Origin of the sequence: Mesorhizobium sp. LNHC252B00 (assembly GCF_000502955.1) — a bacterium.
In the GTDB taxonomy this organism is placed as follows: Bacteria; Pseudomonadota; Alphaproteobacteria; order Rhizobiales; family Rhizobiaceae; genus Mesorhizobium.
The window spans coordinates 12,526-35,020 of record NZ_AYWO01000008.1 but is presented as its reverse complement, the minus strand read 5'-3'; the positions used below and the strand labels follow the sequence as shown (position 1 = coordinate 35,020).

The 22,495-nt window shown below is 61.2% G+C and carries 25 protein-coding genes and 2 pseudogenes; 7 read left to right on the top strand and 20 right to left on the bottom strand.

Annotation, left to right across the window (positions count from 1 at the left end):
* Positions 1 to 89: 89 nt before the first annotated feature.
* From X744_RS01000000169610 to X744_RS157205, 3 genes and pseudogenes are all read right to left on the bottom strand, one after another.
* Positions 90 to 408 (bottom strand): annotated as a pseudogene (locus X744_RS01000000169610) (DUF779 domain-containing protein).
* 29 nt (positions 409 to 437) lie between these two features.
* On the bottom strand, positions 438 to 1,955 hold the full coding sequence (adh, locus tag X744_RS157200) for an aldehyde dehydrogenase (protein ID WP_023759193.1): 1,518 nt from the start codon (positions 1,953 to 1,955) through the stop codon (positions 438 to 440).
* Between the two features lie 145 nt (positions 1,956 to 2,100).
* The gene (locus X744_RS157205; protein ID WP_023759192.1) at positions 2,101 to 3,069 is read right to left on the bottom strand and encodes a helix-turn-helix domain-containing protein; all 969 of its coding nucleotides are present in this window, start codon (positions 3,067 to 3,069) and stop codon (positions 2,101 to 2,103) included.
* Between the two features lie 557 nt (positions 3,070 to 3,626).
* Between X744_RS157205 and dusA the strand changes: the two genes are divergently transcribed.
* Positions 3,627 to 4,616, top strand: coding sequence for a tRNA dihydrouridine(20/20a) synthase DusA (gene dusA, locus X744_RS157210; RefSeq protein WP_031260175.1), 990 nt, complete (start codon positions 3,627 to 3,629; stop codon positions 4,614 to 4,616).
* Positions 4,617 to 4,632: 16 nt separating this feature from the next.
* Here dusA and X744_RS157215 read toward each other — a convergent pair whose 3' ends face one another.
* Entirely contained in the window at positions 4,633 to 5,337 is a 705-nt protein-coding gene (locus tag X744_RS157215; RefSeq protein WP_023759190.1) for a TIGR02281 family clan AA aspartic protease, read from the bottom strand.
* Between the two features lie 7 nt (positions 5,338 to 5,344).
* Complete coding sequence (locus X744_RS157220; protein WP_031260174.1) at positions 5,345 to 5,578, bottom strand: DUF1289 domain-containing protein; 234 nt, start codon at positions 5,576 to 5,578, stop codon at positions 5,345 to 5,347.
* Positions 5,579 to 5,775: 197 nt separating this feature from the next.
* Here X744_RS157220 and X744_RS157225 point away from each other — a divergent pair, with 197 nt between their 5' ends.
* On the top strand, positions 5,776 to 6,774 hold the full coding sequence (locus X744_RS157225) for a nicotinate-nucleotide--dimethylbenzimidazole phosphoribosyltransferase (RefSeq protein WP_023759188.1): 999 nt from the start codon (positions 5,776 to 5,778) through the stop codon (positions 6,772 to 6,774).
* Between the two features lie 12 nt (positions 6,775 to 6,786).
* Here the strand turns inward: X744_RS157225 and X744_RS157230 are convergent, their stop codons facing one another.
* Positions 6,787 to 7,317: a GNAT family N-acetyltransferase gene (locus tag X744_RS157230; protein WP_031260173.1), complete on the bottom strand. Its 531-nt coding sequence runs from the start codon at positions 7,315 to 7,317 to the stop codon at positions 6,787 to 6,789.
* A 48-nt stretch (positions 7,318 to 7,365) separates the two neighbouring features.
* Positions 7,366 to 8,886, bottom strand: a complete 1,521-nt coding sequence (locus X744_RS157235) for a HAMP domain-containing sensor histidine kinase (RefSeq protein ID WP_023759186.1) — start codon at positions 8,884 to 8,886, stop codon at positions 7,366 to 7,368.
* A gap of 74 nt (positions 8,887 to 8,960) precedes the next feature.
* On the opposite strand from X744_RS157235, the gene X744_RS157240 reads away from it, so the two are divergent.
* From X744_RS157240 to X744_RS157250, 3 genes are read left to right on the top strand one after another with little or no spacing between them, the layout of a single operon-like run.
* Positions 8,961 to 9,581, top strand: a complete 621-nt coding sequence (locus tag X744_RS157240) for a thermonuclease family protein (RefSeq protein WP_023759185.1) — start codon at positions 8,961 to 8,963, stop codon at positions 9,579 to 9,581.
* Positions 9,582 to 9,624: 43 nt separating this feature from the next.
* The gene (locus X744_RS157245; RefSeq protein WP_023759184.1) at positions 9,625 to 10,236 is read left to right on the top strand and encodes a glutathione S-transferase; all 612 of its coding nucleotides are present in this window, start codon (positions 9,625 to 9,627) and stop codon (positions 10,234 to 10,236) included.
* Positions 10,176 to 10,856 carry a uracil-DNA glycosylase family protein gene (locus X744_RS157250; protein ID WP_032907430.1) on the top strand — a complete coding sequence of 227 codons (681 nt, stop codon included), beginning with the start codon at positions 10,176 to 10,178 and terminating at the stop codon, positions 10,854 to 10,856. Before X744_RS157245 ends, X744_RS157250 begins: the two co-directional genes overlap by 61 nt.
* Here the strand turns inward: X744_RS157250 and X744_RS1000000173660 are convergent.
* Entirely contained in the window at positions 10,841 to 11,005 is a 165-nt protein-coding gene (locus X744_RS1000000173660; protein WP_156938537.1) for a hypothetical protein, read from the bottom strand. The genes X744_RS157250 and X744_RS1000000173660 overlap by 16 nt on opposite strands.
* Before the next feature lie 53 nt (positions 11,006 to 11,058).
* Between X744_RS1000000173660 and X744_RS157255 the strand changes: the two genes are divergently transcribed.
* A complete protein-coding gene (locus tag X744_RS157255; RefSeq protein WP_023759182.1) occupies positions 11,059 to 11,550 on the top strand; it encodes an Lrp/AsnC family transcriptional regulator in 492 nt (163 codons plus the stop codon).
* 26 nt (positions 11,551 to 11,576) lie between these two features.
* Here the strand turns inward: X744_RS157255 and X744_RS157260 are convergent, their stop codons facing one another.
* Complete coding sequence (locus X744_RS157260) at positions 11,577 to 12,143, bottom strand: DUF3299 domain-containing protein (RefSeq protein ID WP_023759181.1); 567 nt, start codon at positions 12,141 to 12,143, stop codon at positions 11,577 to 11,579.
* Between the two features lie 311 nt (positions 12,144 to 12,454).
* On the opposite strand from X744_RS157260, the gene X744_RS157265 reads away from it, so the two are divergent.
* Positions 12,455 to 13,810, top strand: a complete 1,356-nt coding sequence (locus X744_RS157265; RefSeq protein WP_023759180.1) for a hypothetical protein — start codon at positions 12,455 to 12,457, stop codon at positions 13,808 to 13,810.
* Between the two features lie 59 nt (positions 13,811 to 13,869).
* Here X744_RS157265 and X744_RS157270 read toward each other — a convergent pair whose 3' ends face one another.
* The 11 genes and pseudogenes from X744_RS157270 to moaA all read right to left on the bottom strand — a co-directional run bounded on the left by X744_RS157270 (position 13,870) and on the right by moaA (position 22,369).
* Positions 13,870 to 14,571 carry a DNA alkylation repair protein gene (locus tag X744_RS157270; RefSeq protein WP_023759179.1) on the bottom strand — a complete coding sequence of 234 codons (702 nt, stop codon included), beginning with the start codon at positions 14,569 to 14,571 and terminating at the stop codon, positions 13,870 to 13,872.
* 9 nt (positions 14,572 to 14,580) lie between these two features.
* Positions 14,581 to 15,450, bottom strand: a complete 870-nt coding sequence (locus X744_RS157275; RefSeq protein WP_023759178.1) for an NAD(P)-dependent oxidoreductase — start codon at positions 15,448 to 15,450, stop codon at positions 14,581 to 14,583.
* Between the two features lie 112 nt (positions 15,451 to 15,562).
* Positions 15,563 to 16,384, bottom strand: a complete 822-nt coding sequence (locus X744_RS157280; protein WP_023759177.1) for an ABC transporter permease — start codon at positions 16,382 to 16,384, stop codon at positions 15,563 to 15,565.
* Positions 16,381 to 17,100 carry an ABC transporter permease gene (locus X744_RS157285; protein ID WP_023759176.1) on the bottom strand — a complete coding sequence of 240 codons (720 nt, stop codon included), beginning with the start codon at positions 17,098 to 17,100 and terminating at the stop codon, positions 16,381 to 16,383. Before X744_RS157285 ends, X744_RS157280 begins: the two co-directional genes overlap by 4 nt.
* Positions 17,101 to 17,180: 80 nt before the next feature.
* Positions 17,181 to 17,966: an ABC transporter substrate-binding protein gene (locus tag X744_RS157290; RefSeq protein ID WP_023759175.1), complete on the bottom strand. Its 786-nt coding sequence runs from the start codon at positions 17,964 to 17,966 to the stop codon at positions 17,181 to 17,183.
* Positions 17,967 to 18,123: 157 nt separating this feature from the next.
* Positions 18,124 to 18,633 carry a molybdopterin-guanine dinucleotide biosynthesis protein B gene (gene mobB / locus X744_RS157295; RefSeq protein ID WP_023759344.1) on the bottom strand — a complete coding sequence of 170 codons (510 nt, stop codon included), beginning with the start codon at positions 18,631 to 18,633 and terminating at the stop codon, positions 18,124 to 18,126.
* Positions 18,634 to 18,642: 9 nt separating this feature from the next.
* Positions 18,643 to 19,260 (bottom strand): annotated as a pseudogene (gene mobA, locus X744_RS0136780) (molybdenum cofactor guanylyltransferase MobA); the annotation flags it as partial.
* 56 nt (positions 19,261 to 19,316) lie between these two features.
* Positions 19,317 to 20,237, bottom strand: coding sequence for a DMT family transporter (locus tag X744_RS157300; protein WP_023759174.1), 921 nt, complete (start codon positions 20,235 to 20,237; stop codon positions 19,317 to 19,319).
* A gap of 121 nt (positions 20,238 to 20,358) precedes the next feature.
* Positions 20,359 to 20,718 (bottom strand): hypothetical protein, encoded by a 360-nt coding sequence (locus X744_RS157305; RefSeq protein WP_023759173.1) that lies wholly within the window; start codon positions 20,716 to 20,718, stop codon positions 20,359 to 20,361.
* Between the two features lie 131 nt (positions 20,719 to 20,849).
* Positions 20,850 to 21,332, bottom strand: a complete 483-nt coding sequence (locus tag X744_RS01000000169605) for a hypothetical protein (protein ID WP_245266600.1) — start codon at positions 21,330 to 21,332, stop codon at positions 20,850 to 20,852.
* Between the two features lie 41 nt (positions 21,333 to 21,373).
* Positions 21,374 to 22,369, bottom strand: coding sequence for a GTP 3',8-cyclase MoaA (gene moaA, locus X744_RS157310; protein WP_031260171.1), 996 nt, complete (start codon positions 22,367 to 22,369; stop codon positions 21,374 to 21,376).
* Positions 22,370 to 22,495: the final 126 nt, after the last annotated feature.

The window sequence follows — 22,495 nt, the reverse complement described above, 5'->3', positions numbered from 1 at the left end:
CTTTGCCCGCGTTTGCAAGCGGACATGTTGCATCGGCTTTGCGAGATGCTCGTTGCGCCAGGACAAACAGCAAGCAGCCCGATGCACAATCACATCGGAACGGCGCAGATAGTCGACCGCGTCAGGAACCGCTTCTCCCGTCCATTGTCGAGCGAGAACATGCCGCCGCGGCCAGGCACAACGTCGATGATGAGATGCTTCCAGGCCGCGAATTGCGGCGAGCCGATATAGAAGGGCGCATTGCCGATCGCACATAGGCGAAGAGCCGTCACAGCAGCCGCCGGATTGATGAAACAGCACCGGGCCGTGGTCGGCGACGATTTCGGCGATCAGTTCAAGGGTTGCCGGTGTCGCGGTGGACCTTCGCTCGCATGTTGATTTCCGATTTCCTTTGGCGCGGCCCGTCACGGAGCCGCGCCAGTGAGTCAAAGCGGCGATCAGAAGAAGCCGAGCTTTTTCGGGCTATAGCTAACCAGCATGTTCTTGGTCTGCTGGTAGTGATCGAGCATCATCTTGTGCGTCTCGCGACCGATGCCGGACTGCTTGTAGCCGCCAAAGGCCGCATGCGCGGGATAGGCGTGGTAGCAGTTGGTCCAGACCCGGCCGGCCTGGATCGCGCGGCCGAACCGGTAGGCGCGGTTGCTGTCACGGGTCCAGACACCGGCGCCGAGGCCGTAGAGCGTGTCGTTGGCAATTGCCAGCGCTTCGTCGTCATCCTTGAAGGTGGTGACCGAAACCACCGGCCCGAATATCTCTTCCTGGAAGATGCGCATCTTGTTGTGACCTTTGAACACCGTCGGCTTGACGTAGTAGCCGCCGGCCAGATCACCAGGCAGAACATTGCGCTCGCCGCCGGTCAGTAGTTCGGCGCCTTCTTGGCGGCCGATGTCGATGTAGGACAGGATCTTTTCCAACTGCTCGGACGAGGCCTGGGCACCGATCATCGTTGCCGGATCGAGCGGATCGCCCTGCACGATCGCCTCGACGCGCTTGAGGGCACGTTCCATGAAGATATCGTAGATCGATTCATGGATGAGCGCGCGGCTTGGACAGGTGCAGACTTCGCCCTGGTTCAGCGCGAACATGACGAAGCCTTCGATCGCCTTGTCGAAGAAGTCGTCATCTTCGGCGACAACGTCCTTGAAGAAGATGTTGGGCGACTTGCCACCCAGTTCGAGCGTGACGGGGATCAGGTTCTGGCTGGCATATTGCATGATCAGCCGGCCCGTCGTGGTCTCGCCGGTAAAGGCGATCTTGGCAATACGCGGCGAGGACGCGAGCGGCTTGCCGGCCTCGAGGCCGAAGCCGTTGACGATGTTGAGCACGCCCGGAGGCAGCAGGTCGCCGACAAGATCGGCCCACAGCAAGATGGCGGCCGGTGTCTGCTCGGCAGGCTTCAGGATCACGCAGTTTCCGGCGGCAAGTGCAGGAGCAAGCTTCCAGCATGCCATCAGCAGCGGGAAGTTCCAGGGGATGATCTGGCCGACCACGCCGAGCGGCTCGTGGAAATGATAGGCAACTGTGTCGTCGTCGATCTGCGAAAGGCTGCCTTCTTGTCCGCGCACGGCGCCGGCGAAATAGCGGAAATGATCAATGGCGAGCGGCAGGTCGGCGGCAGTCGTTTCGCGGATCGGCTTGCCGTTGTCCCAGGTTTCGGCGCATGCGAGGAGATCGAGGTTCTCTTCCATACGGTCGGCGATGCGGTTGAGGATAAGCGAGCGCTCCGCCACACTGGTGCGCCCCCAGGCGTCCTTGGCGGCATGGGCCGCGTCCAGGGCCGCCTCGATGTCGTGGGCATCTGATCGCGCCACCTCGCACAGCAGCTGACCGTTCACCGGTGAGAAGTTCTCGAAGTAGCGACCGGAGTGCGGCTCGGCCCATTTGCCGCCGATGAAATTGCCGTAGCGCCTGTCGAAGGGCGCCTTTACGGGACGTGAAAATTCAACCTTGTTCATGTGTCTTCCTCCCGAAGCTGACGTCGCGGGTTGCGACGCTTGGAAAGAGACTTGCGATCTCCCATCGCCATTGTCACTGCGTCGGGGACGGTGCGCGGACGGGATGTGTCGCAGAATTGCGACACTCACGCGAGGATTCGAATGGTCAGTGAGACCTGTGGACGTCCAGGCGGTTGAGCTTGCGGTGAAGCGTCGCGCGGCTGATGCCGAGCGCCTGGGCCGCGGCCGAGACATTTCCGTCCGCCCGCGCCAGCGCCCGCTGCAGGACGCCACGCTCCGCCTCGGCGAGGACTTCGGGGCCGTCCTCGGCCCAGCCGAGCAGATCGGCTGCGGGCATTGGCTTGTCGAAACACCGTTGCGTAATTCCAAGCGCCAGGCGAGCCGAACGTGTCGCACCGACCACGAGGCCGTCGGCGTCAACGGCGATCAACGCGCCGGAACCCTTGTCGGGCACCGGCGCCAGAAGGATTCGTGCCTTGGGGAATGCCATCTTGAAGGTCTCCGCCTCGATCCGACGCGCGGCATCGACCACGGCCATCGAAATAAGATTGGCAAAGGCTTCAGTGAGGTCGGCCCGGCAGGAGGACACATCAAGCGCGGCTGCAAGCTCTCCCTGGTGATCGTAGATTGGAGCGGTGGTGCAACTCAGCCCGGTGTTGCGCGTATGAAAATGTTGGTCGCGGTGGATCGTCAGCGCACGCTGTTCAACCAGGCAAGTGCCGATACCATTGGTGCCTTGGCTTTCCTCGTTCCAGACTGAACCAGTCCACAGACCCCAGGAATGAAACGTCTCGTCATCCACGGGCGCGCCGCGCCGTTCGACCGGAACGCCGTCGCGATGGGCGAGCAGAACGCAGCATCCAACGCCGCCCACCGCAAGATAGAGCCGGTCCAGACTTGATTGAGCAGCCCGGACGAGTGGCTCGATATGTTGCCGGACCTCTCCCAATTCCGCCTCCGTCAGATAGCGTGGGGGGCTGCAATCGGTCGGATTGAGCCGATGCAAGCTGGAAGACCGTCGCCAGGAGGCGACCAGCGCGGACCTCGCCGCCGTGTCGGACGCGATCGCGGCCTGAATGCGGTCGGCATGATGACCGGATAGATCCTCGCCCATGCTTATCCTCCCAAAACCCCGACTGCTCCGTCACATCCCAAACCAGTGTCGCGCCAGGTTCCGCTTTCAATCAGCGCACTGTCAATTCGACGGAAGGAGCAGACAGGGGGAAGAACATCCTTCCATGTTCCCCTGTCTGTCAGCGACATTTAGCCAATCGACAGTCGTCTTCGCCGAAGCATTCTCTCGCATGCACCCCTCGGTCGATGCTCCCAAAGCCTAGCGACATGCACTGAGCATTCTTTGATCGAAAGCAAAGTCCGCGCGGATTTTACCGGCTCGTGGCCGGAGTAAGCTGAGCAGCACTTGTCGGCGCGATATTAAAAGCTGCCGCCTGCGGAAAGCCTTTCGGTGGCCCCGTGGGCGGATGGCTCTCGAGATCTCGCAAGCGGGCATGCAGCCACCCGTGCCCTATGTGCGCAGTGGAAACTTCGTGATAACCAGTGGCTTTCAGTTCCGGCGATGCAATCGTAAAATGCCCGACGTTTGGACGGGTGCCTTTTCCCACCCGATCGGGAATTGGACTGCACAAGATCAAAAAAGACAATGACTTTAGTATGATATACAGCAAACTTGCCATAGCCCCTATGATGGACTGGACGGACAGGCATTGCCGGTTCTTCCACCGCCAGCTGACGCGCCGTGCGCTGCTCTACACCGAGATGGTGGTGGCCGACGCAGTCATCCATGGTGCGCGTGAGCGACTTCTCGGCTTCGATGAGACGGAACATCCGGTTGCGTTGCAGCTCGGCGGCTCCGATCCGCAAAAGCTTGCCGAGGCGGCGCGCATCGGCGAAGCTTTTGGGTACGACGAGATCAACCTCAATGTCGGCTGCCCATCGGACCGTGTTCAGTCGGGTACGTTCGGCGCCTGCCTGATGAAAGTGCCTGACCTCGTCGCCGACTGCGTCGCTGCGATGAAAGCAGCGGTGACAATTCCCGTCACCGTCAAATGTCGCATTGGCGTCGACGAGCAGGACCCGGAGCCGGCACTCGACGCGCTGGCGGACGGCGTTTTCGATGCTGGCGCCGACGCGCTGTGGGTGCATGCGCGCAAGGCATGGCTCGAAGGGCTGAGCCCCAAGGAAAACCGCGACGTTCCGCCGCTCGACTATGACAGGGTCTATCGACTGAAGGCCAGAAACCAGAACAAATTCATTGGCATCAATGGCGGAATTCAGTCGATTGATGAGGCGCAGGCGCATCTCCGTCATGTCGACGGCGCTATGCTTGGCCGCGCCGCCTACCACTCGCCCGGCATTCTGGTCGGCGTGGACGCCGCCTTCTACGGCGCCAAGCCCGACACGTTCGATTTCGCCGCGCTGATCGACGTCATGGCCGACTATGCGGCACGTCATATCGAGCAGGGCGGGCGGCTTGGCCATGTCACACGTCACATGGTCGGGCTGTTCCACGGATTGCCGGGGGCGCGCCGCTACCGCCAGATCCTGTCCACCGAGGCGAACCGGCCCGGAGCCGGACCGGACGTGCTGAAGACGGCCTTTGCCGCTGTCGAGCTCAGTGGAGTGGAAGCCGAAGCGGCCTGAGTTTGAGAGCCGGAGCTCAATCCCTGAGGATCATGCGGTCGCCGCGCACATCGAAGCCCGACAGCGAGCCGATGAAATTCATGCCAAGCAGGCTCTGGCTCAGCATGCCGGGTGCGGCGATCATCACCGGCATGTCCTTGCGCGTGATGCCGCCGATCGCAATCTGATCGGTTCTCACGGCCGCGGCGCGTGCTACGCCGTTGGCGGTCGAAACTGAAATGGTGTAGTTGAGCGCCGCTGGATTGAATCCGGCGGCTTGCGCGTCTTCCGACGTCAGCACGGTGCTGGTCGCGCCGGTATCGACTATCGCTCGAACCGGGTTGCCGTTGACCAGGATACGCGCTTCGAAATGGCCGTTGTCCGCCTTGTCGAGCGTCACCGTGGCGTGACCGTCTTCGACGCCGAGCGCCAGCGGGCTGCCGGGGACCAGGCCTGCCGTCACGCGGCTGGCGACATCCTGCAGTTCATAGCGGTATTGATAGCCGGCGATCAGCGCGAGCACGATGGCCGCCCAGGCGCCGAGGTTGCGGGCCATGGCGCCCAACGGCCGGCCCGAGCGAAGCAGGCCGGCGCCGATCAGGACGCCGAAAGCGCCAAGCCAGATCAGCCGGCTGAAATCGTAGTTCTCGACGCCGAGCGTACTGCCGGCAGAATCGTTGAGCATGAGCAGGACTGCTCCCACCCCGATCGCTGCCATCAGGATCCAGAAAAGCCGGCTCATTAGCACCTCACGAAAGCGCGTCGCGTTCGCGCGCCATGCGGCTGCGGCGCGTTTCCCGGCGCGGTCGGCGCTCGATCGTTTCCAGCCGGGCCGGCAATTCGGCCATGACGCTGCGGCGCGTTTCCGGAGTCATCCCGATCCAGGCACCGATTTCCTCACGCGTGCGACCGCACCCGAAACAGAAGCCGGTTTTCATGTCGATCGAACAGACCAGGATGCACGGGGATTCGATGGCCGTCATGACTTTCTCTTGAGGTTTCCATCCGGAATCCTCGTTCCATCTCCACATGGTGCAACCGCAGAGCCAATGCAAGCCCTTGCGATGGCGCCCTTGGCGGCCAGCTTTGCGACAAATTCAGGACCATGATCCAGGAGGTTGTGCCGACGACGCAAGGCGGCTATGCCGCTCTCCTACTCCAGGGAATGATCGCCAACGAGATGACCAGCGCGCTGCCTTTCGACGATTTTCGCAACCTGTTGGCCAATCTGCCGGCGGCCGACACGACAGCCGGGGCCCGCGTGCGCACGCTGTTCGCCAAGGCCGACAAACCAGGCAATTCGCTCGGCCGAATCGAGGACATCGCCGCGTGGCTGGCCGCCTGGAGCGGGCGGGCTCCGCCAGCCGTCACAAGACCGCTGATGGCGGTCTTTGCCGGCAATCACGGCGCCACACGCCACGGCATTTCGCCACGCCCGGTGGCGGCGACCGCCAACGCGGTCGAACTTTGCGCGGCCGGAGGTGCTGCGATCAACCAGATCTGCATTGCCAACGATCTCGGGCTGAAGGTCTTCGATCTTGCCCTGCACATTCCGACCGCAGATATCACCTGTCACGCCGCGCTCGACGAGCGCGGCTGCGCCGCCACCATGGCTTTCGGCATGGAAGCGATCGCCGGCGGTACCGATCTTCTGTGCCTAGGTGATCTCGGCGTCGGCAACTCCACGGTCGCTGCTGCTCTGTTTGCGGCGCTGTTCGGGGGCAGGGGGATCGACTGGGCCGGCCCGGGGTCGGGCGCCGATGCGACAATGCAGGCGCGCAAGGCAGACGTGGTCGATGCGGCGCTGGCCTTTCACAGTGGCCATCTCGTCGACCCGCTCGAGGTGCTGCGCCGGGTCGGCGGCCGTGAGTTTGCTGCGATTGCCGGCGCCATCCTTGCCGCGCGCATGCAGAAGATCCCAGTGCTGCTCGAAGGGCTTGCCGCAACGGCCGCCGCAGCGGTGTTGCAAGCCGCCAATTCCGCCGCGCTCGACCATTGCCTGCTTGCCAGCCTGTCGCCAGAACCCGCACACGCCCGGGCTGCTCAACGCCTCGGCCTGCGCCCGTTGCTTGATCTTGGCATCAGTCATGGCGAAGGGGCAGGGGCCGCCCTTGCCGCGGGTCTGGTCAAAGCCGCCGCGCTGACCAGTTCGGGTATGGCTGCAGCGGTACGCGGCTAGAGACTTGACCTATTAGCGCCGAAAAGTGGGGATGCGGTAGACGACTGCCGCATATTTTGGGTTGGAGCGGCTGCCGATTATTACGCCGCCAAGGCGTTCCGCGACCTTTCTGCTGGCCACGTTGCTTTCGGCAACTGGATATTCGAAGCAATCCGGACCGAGTATCTCGGAGGCCCACCCGGCAACAGCAGCAATTGCCTCTCTGCCAATGCCGTTTCCTTGAGCGTCTTCTCTAATCCAGATGCCGAGCTCTGGACATGCGGTCTTCGCCGCATGAAGACCGACAAGTCCCAGACAGCGATTGTTTGCCAATGCCCGCACAACGAAGTGCAAGTCCGATCCGTCATGGATTGGCGCCAGCCAGGATTGCCATACCTCGGCAAAGGCCACGAGTGATTGAGGTGGCTCCCACTGCATAAAACGGGTGATGGCAGCGGTGATGGCGGCAAAGAGGTCCTCGGCATCGTCGGCTGTAAACAGCTTCAAGCGAAGGCGCTCAGAGTTGATCTCGATGCCTCCGGCATGCCAGTCACCTGCTGCCATTGTGGAGTGCCATCCTTCTTCTGACCGTCGGCCGAGGTCGACGGTTGCTTATCGCCGCCGAGCTGCTACCGCCGCAGTCGGCAGCGCCGGCAATTCTTCCATTACCCGGCTCAGCGGGAAGATGGCTATCGCCTCTGTCCCTTCGCGCAGCCTGGAATGAAGTTCGAACTCGCCACCATGCATGGCGAGCAGCCCTTGCACGATCGGAAGGCCAAGGCCGGTTCCCTGTTCGGCGCTCTTGATGGCGATCGAGCCCTGGCCGAACGCGGAAAGCACAATCGGAATCTCGTCTTCCGGTATGCCTGGCCCATTGTCCTTGATCGAAATGTACTGCCCGCCGCCCGCCGTCCAGCCGACGCGGACACGAATCTCGCCTCCGGTGCCGGTGAACTTGATGGCATTCGACAGAAGGTTGAGCGCGATCTGCCTCACCGCCCGCTCATCGGCGAACAAGCGTGGCAATTCATGCTCGAAATCCTGGACGATGCGTATATCCTTATTGCGCGCCCTCAGCTCCATCATGTGGCAGCAATCCTCGACGATACCGAGCAGCATCACGGGCTCTTCATTGAGCTGGTAGCGGCCAGCCTCGATGCGCGACAGGTCGAGGATCTCATTGATCAGGTCGAGCAGATGCTGGCCGGATTCGTGCACGTCGTGGGCGTAGTCGCGATAGGTGGGGTTGCTCATCGGTCCCAGCACCTCGTTCGACATCACCTCGGAAAAACCGAGAATGGCATTGAGCGGTGTGCGCAGTTCATGGCTCATCGAGGCGAGGAACCGTGATTTCGCCAGATTGGCATCTTCGGCCCGCCGCCGCGCCTCGTCCGACATCGATTTCGCCGTCTCCAGTTCGGCGATCAGCGCGTCCTTTTCGGAGCGGAACGACAACAACATCAGGGACGAGCGGTTGAGGTGACGGGCGACATAGGCGAAGAAGGGCAGTGACACGACCAGCAGCCCGGCCATGATTACCTCGATCGGGATCCATAGCTTGACGCCGCCATAGGCGTAGAGCGCCACCGGGACGGCAAACGTCGCCAACAGCGCTCCGCCCAGGGACGAGGTCATCACCGCGGTCGCCGCCATGGCGAACAACAGCACCACGGCCTTGACGACGTGGAACGGGTCGACCGCGCAGACGCTGCAGCCAAGCCGGACGAACCATGCCCAGCCGAGGCCGCACAGGAAATGGCCGATCAGGAATTCCCGTCGTGTTTGCAAAGGGTTGAGCTCGGAAGCTTCAGTGCGCTCGATGCGCCGCGCCATGAAGGCGACGATGGTGTAGCAGGTCAGCATGAACAGGGCCCAGAGGCCGATCTCGTTGCCGACGCCGGCCAGCCGGCTACCCGCCGCGATCACCAGAACGAGAAGCGGGACGGCGATTGCGCCGCTGGTCATCGCCCGGGCGTGGAGTTTCAGAAGTTCGCGATCGAAATCGGGATTGCCCGCCTGCTGCGAAAGACGGTCACGCGTCTTGCGCACCGCGCGTGCCACATCGCTGTTGCGATGAGGTTTCCTGCGGTCCACAATGAACTTGTCCGCTGTGTTCGAGCGTTGCAAGGGCATCAAAACTTCAATTATGCGAGCAGCGGTTTCAAAGTGTTAAGCTACGTTCGAATGATTAACCAACCGTTTGCCATATGAGCCGTTCATGGTCGCCAAGGCGGCGCCGACCATACTTTGCGCGACCCCGAAGCCTGTGGCGCCGGCTGGTCGATTACGGGCTTACCGCCATCATTCTCGGGCTGTTGATCCTGCTGGCGGCCCGCCTCGACCGCGTGGAGACCCGCAAGACGGAAGGTGCGGCTATCGTCAATGACGGCGATTCGATCACGCTCGGTGTCGAGCGCATCCGTATGCGCGGCATCGATGCTCCGGAATATACGCAGACCTGCCGCAGGAACGGCTCCGACTATCCCTGCGGCACGCTTGCGCGCCAGTCGCTGGTGCGCCTGATCGGCGGCCAGCCCGTCTCCTGTACCGGCTGGCAGCGTGACCGCTATGGCCGGCTTCTCGGCAACTGCAACGCCGGCGGCAAGGACCTCAACCGGGCGCAGGTCGAGGCGGGTTGGGCGGTTGCCTATGGCGACTTCGAGAGCGAGGAAGCCACGGCCCGTGCGGGAAAGGCCGGCATCTGGGCCGGAACGTTCGAACAGCCGCAGGACTGGCGCGATAGCCATCACGGCCAAGTCGTCGAGAGAAAGCATGGCGCACTGGCATCGATTGGCGACGCCGCGCGCGAGATTTTTCGTTTCTGGTGATCCGCATCGTGTAATTGGACCGCGAACGAATGGGAGGATGGAGATGAAGCTCTTCGACGGTGGCCGGGCGCCCAATCCACGACGGGTCCGCGTTTTCCTCGCCGAGAAAGGCATCACGGTTCCGAAGGTAGCCGTCGACATGGGTGCTCTCGAGCACAGACAACAGGCGATCAGCTCTCGCAACCCTTTGCAACGCCTGCCGGTGCTGGAGCTCGACGACGGCACCATCATCACCGAATCCGTCGCCATCTGCCGCTATTTCGAGGAACTGCATCCCGAACCAGCCCTGTTCGGCCGTGGCGCACTCGGCAAGGCGCTGGTCGAGATGTGGCAGCGACGGATGGAGTTCAACTTGCTCAGCTGCGTCACGCAGGCGTTTCGCCACATCCATCCGGCGATGAAGGAATGGGAAATCCCGCAGATCCCGGAATGGGGCGAGGCCAACAAGCCGAAGGCCGTGCAGTTCCTCAAACTGTTGGATATTGAATTGGGCAATCGAGAATTCATCGCCGGTGACAGCTATTCGATCGCCGATATCACCGGCCTGATCGCCGTCGATTTCATGAAGCCGGCACGCATCAAGGTACCGGATGAATGCACAAATGTGCTGCGTTGGCACCAAGCCGTCTCCAGTCGTCCGAGCGCATCAGCCTGAAAATGACTGTCGAACTCGACAGCCTCACTGCCAAGATTCGCGCCTGCCGCATCTGCGCGGAAAACCCTGTCGGCAAGCCGTTGCCGCACGAACCGCGTCCGGTGCTGCGACCCTCGTCCAGCGCCCGCATCCTGATCGCCAGCCAGGCGCCGGGGACCAAGGTGCATCTGTCGGGCATGCCGTTCACCGATGCTTCCGGCGACCGCCTGCGCAGCTGGCTGGGCGTGACAAGCGATGAATTCTACGACATCGAAAAGTTCGCCATCGTGCCGATGGGCTTCTGCTTTCCCGGCCAGGATGCCAAGGGCGGAGACCTGCCGCCACGGCGTGAATGCGCACCGGCCTGGCGCACGCCCTTGATGGCTCTGATGCCACGGATCGACCTGGTGCTGACGATCGGCATCTATGCACAGTCCTGGCACATGAGTGCCGAGCGCCGGCCCTCATTGACGCAAACAGTGATGGACTGGCGCGCGCTCTGGGAGAATTCCGTCGGCCCGAAAGTGCTGCCGCTGCCCCATCCGTCGTGGCGAAACACCGGCTGGCTCAAGAGGAATCCCTGGTTTGAAATGGATTTGCTGCCTTTCCTGCGGTCGGAAATCCGCTATCGCCTTGGTTGACCTTTCAGCAAGAAATCACTCGCTTTTTGCCCGATCGGCAGAATTTCTTTCTTGTGAAAGGTCGAAATAAGGGGGAGTATAGCCAAACTATTCCCAAAGCGCGTCGCGCCGGAGGGCACGCGACGCGCTTTGAGTTTTTGTTTACGCATGTCGCTATCCCAAACCGCTACCACTTTGGGCGACACGCACCAGGGAGCACGCAATGGATCGCCTCGATAGAAAAATTCTCCGCCTGTTGCAGGAGGACGCGACACTCGCGGTCGCCGATGTCGCCAAGAAAGTCGGGCTGTCGACGACGCCTTGCTGGCGGCGCATCCAGAAGCTCGAGGAAGAGGGCGTCATCAAGCGGCGCGTCGCCATTCTCGACCATGAAAAGATCAATGTGCGCGTCACCGTCTTCGTGTCGATCCGCACCAATTCGCATAGCCATGAGTGGCTGAGGCGCTTCTCGGAAGTCATCCAGGAGTTTCCCGAAGTGGTCGAGTTCTACCGGATGAGCGGCGACGTCGATTATCTCTTGCGCGTCGTGGTTCCGGACATCGCTGCCTATGACGCGTTCTACAAACGGCTGATCGCCAAGATCGAGATTCGCGACGTGTCGTCGTCCTTCGCCATGGAGCAGATCAAGTACACCACGGAAATCCCGCTTGACTACATGGTGCTGGACAAGGAGTCGGGCGCCAACGCTGCCTGAGCTGACCTTGCGCAAGGTTTTCCCGCTTAGTCTTTCTTTTTGTTGAGGAAACTCCAGGGAGAATTTACTGGCAGCGTGACTGTGTCCGGCACGCTGTCGGCAGCGGCGACCTCTGCCTTGCGGACGCTGTAGCCCGACTGGATGACGCTGACGCCGTCGAGAATGAACAGCTGGCTCTTCTCCATCTCCGGCTTCAGCGCACCGGTGACAGCGACCGGCTGATAAGCTTCCGACATCTTGTAGGGGTGAGCAGGTGTGACCAGTACGATCTGGTTGGGCGGTGGCGTCGGCATGTGGCTGCATGCGCCAGCCCACGGCACCAGCAGGAACTGATAGACAAGGTCGCCGTCGCGATCGACGGGCAATGCATAGCCGGCCAACTGAATGCTTTTGTCCTGCAGATCGAGGGATAGCGTCTCGCCGTGGTCCGGCAATTTTGCCGCGATCATCGGCAACCCGACGTTTTCAGCGGCCGCTTGCGCAGCAGGGCGCAGATCCTTCCAGAATATGTGCGCGGTCTCCGCCGAGGCATCGCCGATGGAAACAGCAAATGCCGCAGCCAGGACCGCAACTGATTTGAGGCGATTGTTCATGGACTCCATTCTTCGCCAAGCTGCTGCCCGCATCGAGTCAAACCGTCGTGATTCGAGCGCATTTTTGCAGATCCCGGATCGCGCTGCGCCATCAATCCACATTCTCGCTCGCAATTCGATCGCCTTTGTGGGGTAGCGCTATCGGGGCCTTGCCAGCGACCTCGCGGGAAACGGGACACGAATAAATTGCTTGGGAAAGAGCCGAAAATGGCTTGCCCGGTCGCGACTGCGGAGCAGAAAATAGATCGGCCATAGGATGCGAACCGTGCGCGTCCGTGTCCACCGACCTCGCCAGAACATGGAGAAGTACCATGCCAGCCAGCGATGATCTCAAGGGGCTGATGAAATTCCTTACCCGTGAGCAATGGCGCGAATGTTTCGAAGAGGTGCTCGACGACCATTTCGGCCCAGTTCTCGAAGCCTACGACATGGATTTCGAAGACCTCACCGAAATCCTCGGCGAGGTTTGGGCAATGACCGTTTGGGGCTGCGCCTTCGAGGACTTTCTGAGCCTGGACTTCGAGGGTGAACCCGGCAACATCGTCGATGACTATGTCAAGCGTCGAGGCTGGAAGGAAAATGCGCAATCCAAGGCTTATATGATGGCGTTACGGACCTCCGTCATGAGCCTGTATGAAGTAAGCAACGTCGTGCCTGGACAATCTCTTGCGGCGCGTGACCTTATCCGCGGAGGTGAACCTATCAGCGTTAGCGAGGGCACCGCCACGAAGATGTTGAAACAGTGGGATAAGATCGCTGCACGGGTCGTGCCTGTCATGGGCAAAAACGTCCTTGCGGGCGGTCTCTTGCCGTTCACGCCGCAGGCTACGGAAGCATTGTTCGACGGACTGCGCGGCGCGTTCGGGAAAAGAAATGCAAAGAAGCTGCCCGCGTTGAGGAATGAAGAGCTGCAGGCGGCGGCATCCATGTTCACGCTGTCATGGTTGTTTGATACCCTCAATAGGATGATGGAGAGGCCGACGTTGCGAAATAGCGACGGCGACGACATCGTATTCCATGATGTCCGCTTTCCCTTGGCATCGGGCGTGGCGCCGGAAGAGATTGCTTCCCGATTGAACACTATTCGGGGCATGTCACAGGAAAACGCGAAATTCTGGAACTGGGTGGAAGAGACACCACAAGGTAGAGACAAGCCAAAAGCGGCGAAGGCACCTACAATCGACACCACGTCGGATAGCGGTTCGTGTGTGCTGGGCAATGCTGAACTGAAGGGGCCCTTCCTCCATCTGTCCACCAATTCCGCAGAGCGAGCTGCAAGAGGGACGGCCTTGGTTCGCCAGGCCCTCGGCGATCTAGCGCGGACCCCCCTCACTGAAATCCGCACTGTCGAGCAGATGTTGGCCGAACGATCTGGCAAGCATGTCGATACGCCGTCATCGAGTTCGCCACCAGAAATCGCCGAACAGGGTGTTCACGAGTTCTTGGATCGGCATTATCTGGAAACTCTTGATCAGCCCGTCGCAATGTTGGGGAACAAAACACCGCGTCAGGCCGCCAAAACCCCGGCCGGCCGCCGAAAGGTCGCCGATTGGCTGAAGTATCTCGAAAACCAGACAGCCAAACAACCAGATCCTGTCAATCCGATGGCCACCTATAGTTTTGAATGGATTTGGAAAGAGCTCGGCCTTCGGGACCTGCGTCAATAGTGCGCTGCCATATGCTCATCCATAGATGCACCGTCGGCGCGAGTCGATCGCGTCACGCGTCAGCCTTTCTTGGCGATCCGCTCGAGCGTCTTGGCATTGGAAAGTTCGTTGACAGCGTCCTTGCCGATCCAGCGCGCGGTCCTATCGGTCGACTGCGCCAGTCGTTCGGCGACGGCAAGCGCGGCGCCGTGCATAGCCATCGATCGTTTGCCGATCGATCGAAGCGCCCAGTTCACGGCTTTCTTCACGAAATTGCGGCTGTCGGTGGCATGCGCTTCGATGATCGGCAGGAAGGCGAGGAAGCTTGTCTCCGGTTCTTTCTTCCGGTGAACGGCAGACCATGCCATCATCGCAAAGGCCGTGCGCCGAACGAATTCCCGTTCGTCGGCCGCGAACTCGCCGATCAGTTCTTTCCAGGCGTCCGTATCGACAAAGAGATCCGAGACGCCATCGACGATGTCCCATGAGTCGAAACTGGCCGCCCATCTTCTTGCATCTCCAGCAGAAAACCGTTTCGGATCAGCCGTGACGGAAGCGATGAACTGCGCCTCCACGATACCCGTCTCCCACAGCTCGAAGGCGCGCTCGTGGTTGCGTTTGATCTTCCTGGCGATCTGCCGCTGCACGCCATGCGTGATGCCAAGGGCGCGGTCGATCCTGATGCCGTAGCGCAACATGCCGAGGCGGTTCTCCTCCGAGCCAATGGCGCGCAGATGGGCGACAATTTCCGCGGCACCGGATTGAGGCGAGAGTTCCGCCATCGCAGAAACCTATTTTTCCAGCCGCGCCAGCAGCGAGGACGTATCCCAGCGCTTGCCGCCCATTGCCTGCACATCCTTGTAGAACTGATCGACAAGCGCGGTCACCGGCAATTTGGCACCGTTGCGGTCGGCTTCCGCCAGGCAAATGCCAAGGTCCTTGCGCATCCAATCGACGGCGAAGCCGAAATCATACTTGCCGGCATTCATCGTCTTATGGCGGTTCTCCATCTGCCAGGAACCGGCCGCGCCCTTGGAGATGACCTCGATCACCTTCTCGATGTCGAGCCCGGCCTTCTTGCCGAAATGGATGCCTTCGGCCAGGCCCTGCACAAGGCCGGCAATGGCGATCTGGTTGATCATCTTGGTGAGCTGACCAGCACCGGCCGACCCCATCAAGCCAACCATGCGGGCAAAGGCATCTATGACGGGCCTGGCCCTGTCGAAAGCGTCCTGCTCACCGCCGACCATGACGGTCAGGAGGCCATTCTCGGCGCCGGCCTGGCCACCGGAGACCGGCGCATCGAGGAACGAAAAACCGCGCGCTTGCGCTGCCGCCGCCAGCTCGCGTGCGACCTCGGCCGAGGCAGTGGTGTTGTCGATGAAGACCGAACCCTTCTTCATCGTCTGGAAGGCTCCGTTCGCGCCCGTCGTCACCGAACGCAAATCGTCGTCGTTTCCGACGCAGGAAAAGACAAAATCCTTGCCCTCGGCGGCCTGCGCCGGCGTCGCCGCAAGGCTGCCGCCATGCTGGCCAACCCATTGCTCGGCCTTGGCCTTGGTGCGGTTGTAGACGGTGACGTCGTGGCCACCCTTGTTCCTCAGGTGCCCGGCCATTGGATAGCCCATCACGCCAAGACCGAGAAATGCAACGGATGCCATGAGCCTGCCCTTCAGAATGGAAACGGAATTTGCTGCGAAAGCTCTAGGCCCTGCGCCCAATTCGTCAAGACGCGTGTGACCAGATCGACTGGTGCAGCCAATTTGAAAATGGTCAGCGTTTCAGGTGAACGGTGATCCGGCGCTCGATCCATTCAACGCCATGGCGCAAGATCTCGACCATCACCAGATAGACGAGAGCGACCCAGATATAGGCCTGAATGTCGAACGAATTGGCGAAGGCGAGCTTTGCATTGCCCATCAGATCATAGACCGTGATGATGGCGACGATGGCAGACGCCTTGACCATCAGGATCAGTTCATTGCCATAGGGCCGCAAAGCGACGATCAAGGCTTGGGGCAGGATGATCTTGCGCAATGTCTGCAGTTTGTGCAGGCCGAGCGATGCTGCCCCTTCCCATTGCCCACGAGGCACGCTCTCGATGGCGCCGCGTAGAATCTCGGCCTGGTAGGCGGCGGTGTTGAGCGAAAAGGCAAAGACGCCGCAATTGAACGCGTCCTTGAAAAAATCCCAGAGGCCAACCGACTGGAGTTCGACCCTGAACGAGCCTAATCCATAATAGACTAGATAGGTCTGAACCAGCAGCGGCGTGCCACGGAAGAAATAGACATAGCAATAGGCGAGGCCGGACAGTATCCGATTGCTGGACATGCGCCCATAAGCGACAGGCACCGAAAGCATCGCGCCGAGCACCATCGATATGGAAACCAGCGCGAGCGTAACCCCAAGCCCTCGCAAATAGGCAGGCGCATATTTGGCGAAGAAATCGGCATTCCAGGCAATGACCAGATAGCTGACGATGCCAGCGCCGAATAGGATCCACAGGCAGACCAGCGCATAACCGGCGATACGCCTGCGCGGCCAACCCCGCGCCTGGGGCGGCGGCCGTTCAACCATGGTGGCTGTGGCGCTCATCGTTGCGCCTCCCACCGGCCAAGCGAACGCAGAATTGCGCCGGTGGCGAAGGACGACAGGACGGCGAGGCCAAGAAACACCAGGGAGGCCACGCCGAAGAACAGGAACGCGTGTTTGGTGACGCGGGCGGCAATGCTGGCATTGCGCAGCGTTTCGGCCAAGCCGACGACTGATACCAGGGACGTGTCCTTGAGCAGGCTTAGCCAGCAGTTCTCCAGTCCGGGAAACGCGATGCGCAGCAACTGCGGCACGATCACCTTGCGCATGGTCAGCCAGTTGGAAAGCCCGATGGCGTAGCCGCCCTCATATTGGCCCTTCGGTATGGCGCGGAAGGCCGAGAGGAAAACCTCGCTGGCATAGGACGAGAAGATCAGCGCGAGCACGATCATGCCGGCGACGAAGCTGTTGACGTCGATGGTGGCGTCCGGCCGGAAATACCTGACGAGATGCTGCAGCAGGATCGGCATGCCGAAGAAGAACAGGAAAAGCGTCACCAGTTCCGGCAGGCCGCGAAAGACCGTGGTGTAGATGTTGGCGGCAAGGCGCAGCGATGATTCTTCGGACTGCTTGGCAAGAGCAATGAAAAAGCCGATCGTCAATCCGATTGGCAACGTGGCAAGGGCAAGCGCAACGGTGATCAGTGCGCCATAGGCGATATCGTCAAGCCAGCCATCGGGTCCCCAACTGAGAAGTGTCCATATGCTCTGGGCTGGCATCGACAGGTCTTATCTCCACGGCGTTCCCGAACGAATAGAAAGACGGCGGAGAAGTTCCCCGCCGTCTTCACCCTAGTTTATCAGGACTCGGCGCCGTAGACGTCGAACTTGAAGTACTTGTCGTTGATTTCCTTGTATTTTCCATTGGCGCGGATGGCGTCGATGGCCGTGTTGAGCTTGTTGACCAGGTCGGTCTCGCCCTTGCGCACGGCAATGCCGGCGCCTGGCCCGAAGATCTCGACTGGTTGCGGCGACGGCTGGCCAAGGATCTTGCAGCATGCGCCATCGGGCGAATCCAGCCACTGCTGCAGCACGACGATATCGTCCTCGATTGCGTCGAGACGACCATTGGCAAGATCTGCCTGCTCCTCGGGGCTGCTCGGATAGCCCTTGACGGTGCTGTCGGTGTAGGTCTTCGAGGCATAGTTGAAGTGCGTGGTGGTGGTGGCCACGCCGATGGTCTTGCCGGCGAGATCTTCCTTGGTCACGCCCTTCAGCGTGCTGTCCTTCGGCACGGCGAGCGCCGACGGCGTGTTGTAGTATTTGTGCGAGAAGTCGACCTTCTCCAACCGCTCCGGCGTGATCGACATCGAAGCGACGATGGCGTCGAATTTGCCGGCCTGAAGAGCGGGAATGATGCCGTCCCAATCCTGGGCGACGAAGGTGCATTTGACCTTCATCTCGTCACAAAGCGCCTTGGCGATGTCGATGTCGAAGCCGACGAGCTGGCCATCGGCGGTGAGGTTGTTGAATGGCGGGTAGGCGCCTTCGGTGCCGATCCTCAGGGTCTTTTCCTGGGCCTGGGCTACGCCGAGCGTCAACAGCGCGGCCGAAGCGGCGAGCGCGATACGCAGTGCAATACGCATGATAATCCTCTCTTTATGGTCCCGGCCGTCGTTCCAAACGGCTCTGTGGGGCGGTGCTTTTGGCCGCCCGCTGGCGCGATACTCCCACTCTTTCCAAGAAAAAAGCAACTGCAAAACCGCAAAAACGGGGAAGGCTATTCTGCCGCTGCGTCAGCGCTCAAGCAACGAGCCCAGTGGTGCGCTCGATGAAGTCGGCTATCGACTTTGCATCGTCGAGATCGAACACCGGCAGGGGACCGCCTTCAGCCGCAAAATCGGCGGCGACGGCGACGATGTTGGGATCACTTGCCGAAAGCGGCGTGCGGTCTTTCGCATCCAGCCGGCGGGCTTCGATCTTGCGGTGGGCCTCGCGCTTGTAGCCCTCGACCAGCACCAGGTCGCAAGGCGCGAGCCGTGATAGAATCACCTCCAAAGTCGGCTCATCCTCACCGCGCAGTTCGTGCATCAGGGCCCAGCGGGTTCCCGACACGATCGCGACTTCCGTGGCGCCCGCCTGCCTATGACGGTAGCTGTCGGCACCCGGCTTGTCGATGTCGAAATCGTGGTGAGCGTGTTTCACCGTCGATACTTTCCAGCCGCGCCGAACGAGTTCGGTGACCAGCTTTTCGGTCAATGTAGTCTTGCCGGAGTTTTTCCAACCGGTGATGCCGAAGACGCGTCTGCTCATGATTTCATGCTGCAACAGACCTTCGGCAGCGACAAGATCATCAGGCTGGTTGATGTTGAAGAAAGGGTCGACCGGGTGGCCCGCCGATTGAATAAGCGGGAATTCCACCTCGACGAAGCCGTGCCGGTCGATGAAAGCCGAAACCCGCCTGATATCTTCATCGACCAGAAAGTGCCGCAGGGCGACGCGACAATCCGTCGGCCAGAGCGCGAAGGTCGGGTGCCGCTTGCCGCCCGAGCAAGCGACGGCAATCGAAGCTGGACTTTGATCGGTGGCGACGGCCAGTCGCTCGACGAGATCCAGCGGCAGGAAGGGCGTGTCGCCGGCAGCGGTGACGATCGCCTTGCAAGCCGTGTTGGCCGCGGTCCATTCGAGGCCGGTCAGGATTCCGGCAAGCGGCCCGGCAAAGCCGGTCACCGTGTCGGCAAGCACCGGCAGTCCAAAGCGCGAGAACCGCGCCGGATCGCCGTTGGCGCTAAGCGCGAGAGGCCCGATCTGCGGGCCAAAGCGCGAGATGACCTGGTCGAGCACGCGGCCGCTGCCAAGCGGCAACAGGGTCTTGTCGCCACCGCCCATCCGTCTCGAACGGCCGCCGACCAGAATGATCCCCGCAACATCTCGCTTCATGCCATCGAGCCTGTACGCCTGCCGCCGAAAATCACAAGAACCTTCAAATGGCTTGGCTAGATTCCGTCGGGAACCATGGCCGGTCCGGTGCTTTCGGCGACGATCTTTCGCCTGCCGACCACTCGTTCGCGGTAAAGCGCATAGAGGCCGGAGCCGATGATGATGGTGGCGCCGACGATCATCGGCAGATCTGGAATATCGGCGAAGATGAACAGGCCAAGCAGGATCGACCAGATCAGGGCCGTATAGCGGAACGGCGCGATGAAGGAGATGTCGCCCGAGCGCATCGCCATGATGATGAACTGGTAACCGATGAGCACCAGCACGGCAGCCAGGGCCAACAGGGCGGTGCTGTTGCCCGTCATCGGTGTCCAGCCCCCCATCGGCAGCAACAGCGCCGCGCCGACGACAGTCATGGCAAGCGCGGTCGCGGTCGACACCAGCAGGGTGGGAATAGCCTTGGGAATCCGCTTGGTGCTGAGATCGCGTACCGCACAACAAGCGACGCTGGCCAGTGCCGACAGCGAGTAGATGCTGAAGCCTTCGAAGCCAGGCCGCACGATGATCAGCACGCCACCAAATCCGATGGCGATGGCCAGCCAGCGCCGCCAGCCGACAGCCTCGCCGAAGACGAGTGCCGCGCCCATCGTCACCGCCAGCGGCAGCGCCTGGAGCACTGCCGAAACATTGGCGATCGGCAAATGGGCGAGAGCGACGAGAAAACTCACCGTTGCGCCGGCTTCGCTGATCACGCGCATGGCCACCAGCGGCTGCAGCATCGAACCCGGGCGGGCAAGCGCGCCGCGCTGCGAGGCGAGCAAGCCGACGAAAAGCGAAGCGAAAGCACCGCGGATCAACATGACCTGCGCCATGTTCATCGATTGCGACGAGTATTTGGTGATGGCGTCGTTGAGGGTGAAGCCGGCCATCGCCACCACCATGAACAACGCGCCGCGAAGATTTGGAGACAGGGGCAAGACGACTACCGGTTCTGTTTTGCAGCAAGGCTGTAACAGCCGGGCATGAAACAGCAATAACAAAGGGCTGGGCCACAGCCTTGTTTGTCGCCCGGGAGATCGCCTGCAATGGCGGCAAAACCTACTTCTTCGGCGTCAGCACCTCGGTGCCATTGCCTTCCTTGCCGGCGATCGTCCACAGGCCGTGCAAGGAGCCGTCGTCCATCACCTTGTAGACGACAAGGCCGATATCCTTGTCCATGACATAGCCGGCGGAGAAGGCGTCATCGTTGCGCATGCAGATGCCGTCGGAAGATGAGCCGCCCGTCTCCCAGTGGATCGTACAGGTCGTTCCGCTGGTCAGCGCGATGGTTGCCTCGCCGCCATAGGCCGAGCCGTCGAAGTTGGTGCCGGCGACCGTATAGGTGCCGCCCATCGACTGGGCGGCCGCTGGCACGGAAGCGAGGCCAAACAATGCAAGAGAAAAAAGGAGTTTGCGCATGATATTCCCCCGTTGAATGAAACCGTCCCAAGCGGAAGGCTAGGCCGGAACGGATCAACGGTAAATCAGCAGAGCATTCGCGGATAAGATTTGTTCGCGGTGTGGCCGAAATGCTCACGGTCCCGAAACGCTCATGGCCCCTTGAGACTGCCGGCGATGGCACCCACCAGCGGGTCGTATTTCGACTTGAGGGCCGGCGGGTAGTCGATCCAGACCGTGCGGATGATGCCATCCCTGCCGAATAGGCGCGGCTCGTAAAAGATCTTTCCGTTCTTCATCCCAGACAGCACCGCCCAGTCCTTGCCGGACTTGCTGTAGGTGACCTTGTAGCCGGCTTCATCGCTGGCCTTCTCGGCAGCCACAAAATCCTTCGGCGTATCGTCGTCGATGTTGCGGATGCCCGAGCAGATCAGGCTGGCGCCATCCGTGCTCAGCCATGCCTGTCCGTCGCCATTGTCCGGCTCGGGCTGGCGATCGGTGAAAATCTCGTCAGGAAAGTGCAGACGGTGCCGAAGCGCTCGTTCACATAGGTGGACGGTGCGGCGACCGCACTGGTCGCCGCAACTGCCACGACAAACGCCGGGAATAAAGAACGCATGCGCGCCTCGAAGCAAATGACCTCGGAAGCGATCTTTACCTGAATTTCACGAAAAGATCAGCCGCCGGTGACGCTCATATGGCGTGACACCGATGGGCGGCTGGTGCGACGGTCGATGATGAAGTCATGGCCTTTCGGCTTACGGCCGATCGCTTCGTCGATGGCCTCGGCGACCAGTTCGTTGCCTTCGGAGGCCCGCAAGGGCGCGCGCAGGTCAGCCGCGTCCTCCTGGCCGAGGCACATATAGAGCGTGCCGGTGCAGGTCAGCCGGACCCGGTTGCAACTCTCGCAGAAATTATGCGTCATCGGCGTGATGAAGCCGAGGCGTCCGCCGGTCTCGGCGACATGGACGTAACGCGCCGGCCCGCCGGTCTTGAAGGGGATGTCGGTCAGCGTGAACTGGCGTTCCAGCGACGCGCGCAGCAGCGACAGCGGCAGGTATTGGTCCGTGCGGTCGGCGTCGATCTCGCCCATCGGCATGGTTTCGATGACCGTCAGGTCCATGCCGCGGCCATGCGCCCAGCGCATCATCCCGGGCAGCTCTGCGTCGTTGAAATCCTTCAGCGCCACCGCGTTGAGCTTGACCTTCAGCCCGGCCGCCTGCGCGGCGTCGATGCCTTGCATGACCTTGTCGAAATGGCCCCAGCGGGTGATCTTGTGGAACTTGTCGGCGTCGAGCGTATCGAGCGAGACGTTGATGCGCTTGACGCCGCAATCGGCGAGTTCGGCGGCAAAGCGCGACAGTTGCGAGCCGTTGGTGGTCAGCGTCAGTTCTTCCAGCGCGCCGCTTTCGAGATGCCGCGACAGCTGGCGCACCAGATGCATGATGTTCTTGCGCACCAGCGGCTCACCGCCCGTGAGGCGCAATCTCCTGACGCCCTTTTCGATGAAGACGCTGCACAGCCGGTCGAGTTCTTCCAACGACAGCAGGTCCTTCTTCGGCAGGAAGGCCATGTCCTCGGCCATGCAATAGGTACAGCGGAAATCGCAGCGGTCGGTGACCGACACCCTGAGATAGCTGATCGTGCGACCGAATGGGTCGATCATGTCCATGCTTCGAGCGCTTCCCGTGGCCGTGAGCGGCATCGTTATATACCGCTATGTGATACGATCCAGCCTGTCATTCAAGATAGCGGTTGTTGATCTTTCGCAACATCCCTCGCCGACATAGCATGTCGG

Coding starts and splice junctions, on each gene's coding strand:
- adh (WP_023759193.1), bottom strand. CDS start 1,955: ATGAACAAGGTTGAATTTTCACGTCCCGTAAAGGCGCCCTTCGACAGG.
- X744_RS157205 (WP_023759192.1), bottom strand. CDS start 3,069: ATGGGCGAGGATCTATCCGGTCATCATGCCGACCGCATTCAGGCCGCG.
- dusA (WP_031260175.1), top strand. CDS start 3,627: ATGATATACAGCAAACTTGCCATAGCCCCTATGATGGACTGGACGGAC.
- X744_RS157215 (WP_023759190.1), bottom strand. CDS start 5,337: ATGAGCCGGCTTTTCTGGATCCTGATGGCAGCGATCGGGGTGGGAGCA.
- X744_RS157220 (WP_031260174.1), bottom strand. CDS start 5,578: ATGACGGCCATCGAATCCCCGTGCATCCTGGTCTGTTCGATCGACATG.
- X744_RS157225 (WP_023759188.1), top strand. CDS start 5,776: ATGACCAGCGCGCTGCCTTTCGACGATTTTCGCAACCTGTTGGCCAAT.
- X744_RS157230 (WP_031260173.1), bottom strand. CDS start 7,317: ATGGCAGCAGGTGACTGGCATGCCGGAGGCATCGAGATCAACTCTGAG.
- X744_RS157235 (WP_023759186.1), bottom strand. CDS start 8,886: ATGCCCTTGCAACGCTCGAACACAGCGGACAAGTTCATTGTGGACCGC.
- X744_RS157240 (WP_023759185.1), top strand. CDS start 8,961: ATGAGCCGTTCATGGTCGCCAAGGCGGCGCCGACCATACTTTGCGCGA.
- X744_RS157245 (WP_023759184.1), top strand. CDS start 9,625: ATGAAGCTCTTCGACGGTGGCCGGGCGCCCAATCCACGACGGGTCCGC.
- X744_RS157250 (WP_032907430.1), top strand. CDS start 10,176: ATGCACAAATGTGCTGCGTTGGCACCAAGCCGTCTCCAGTCGTCCGAG.
- X744_RS1000000173660 (WP_156938537.1), bottom strand. CDS start 11,005: ATGCGTAAACAAAAACTCAAAGCGCGTCGCGTGCCCTCCGGCGCGACG.
- X744_RS157255 (WP_023759182.1), top strand. CDS start 11,059: ATGGATCGCCTCGATAGAAAAATTCTCCGCCTGTTGCAGGAGGACGCG.
- X744_RS157260 (WP_023759181.1), bottom strand. CDS start 12,143: ATGAACAATCGCCTCAAATCAGTTGCGGTCCTGGCTGCGGCATTTGCT.
- X744_RS157265 (WP_023759180.1), top strand. CDS start 12,455: ATGCCAGCCAGCGATGATCTCAAGGGGCTGATGAAATTCCTTACCCGT.
- X744_RS157270 (WP_023759179.1), bottom strand. CDS start 14,571: ATGGCGGAACTCTCGCCTCAATCCGGTGCCGCGGAAATTGTCGCCCAT.
- X744_RS157275 (WP_023759178.1), bottom strand. CDS start 15,450: ATGGCATCCGTTGCATTTCTCGGTCTTGGCGTGATGGGCTATCCAATG.
- X744_RS157280 (WP_023759177.1), bottom strand. CDS start 16,384: ATGAGCGCCACAGCCACCATGGTTGAACGGCCGCCGCCCCAGGCGCGG.
- X744_RS157285 (WP_023759176.1), bottom strand. CDS start 17,100: ATGCCAGCCCAGAGCATATGGACACTTCTCAGTTGGGGACCCGATGGC.
- X744_RS157290 (WP_023759175.1), bottom strand. CDS start 17,966: ATGCGTATTGCACTGCGTATCGCGCTCGCCGCTTCGGCCGCGCTGTTG.
- mobB (WP_023759344.1), bottom strand. CDS start 18,633: ATGAGCAGACGCGTCTTCGGCATCACCGGTTGGAAAAACTCCGGCAAG.
- X744_RS157305 (WP_023759173.1), bottom strand. CDS start 20,718: ATGCGCAAACTCCTTTTTTCTCTTGCATTGTTTGGCCTCGCTTCCGTG.
- moaA (WP_031260171.1), bottom strand. CDS start 22,369: ATGGACATGATCGACCCATTCGGTCGCACGATCAGCTATCTCAGGGTG.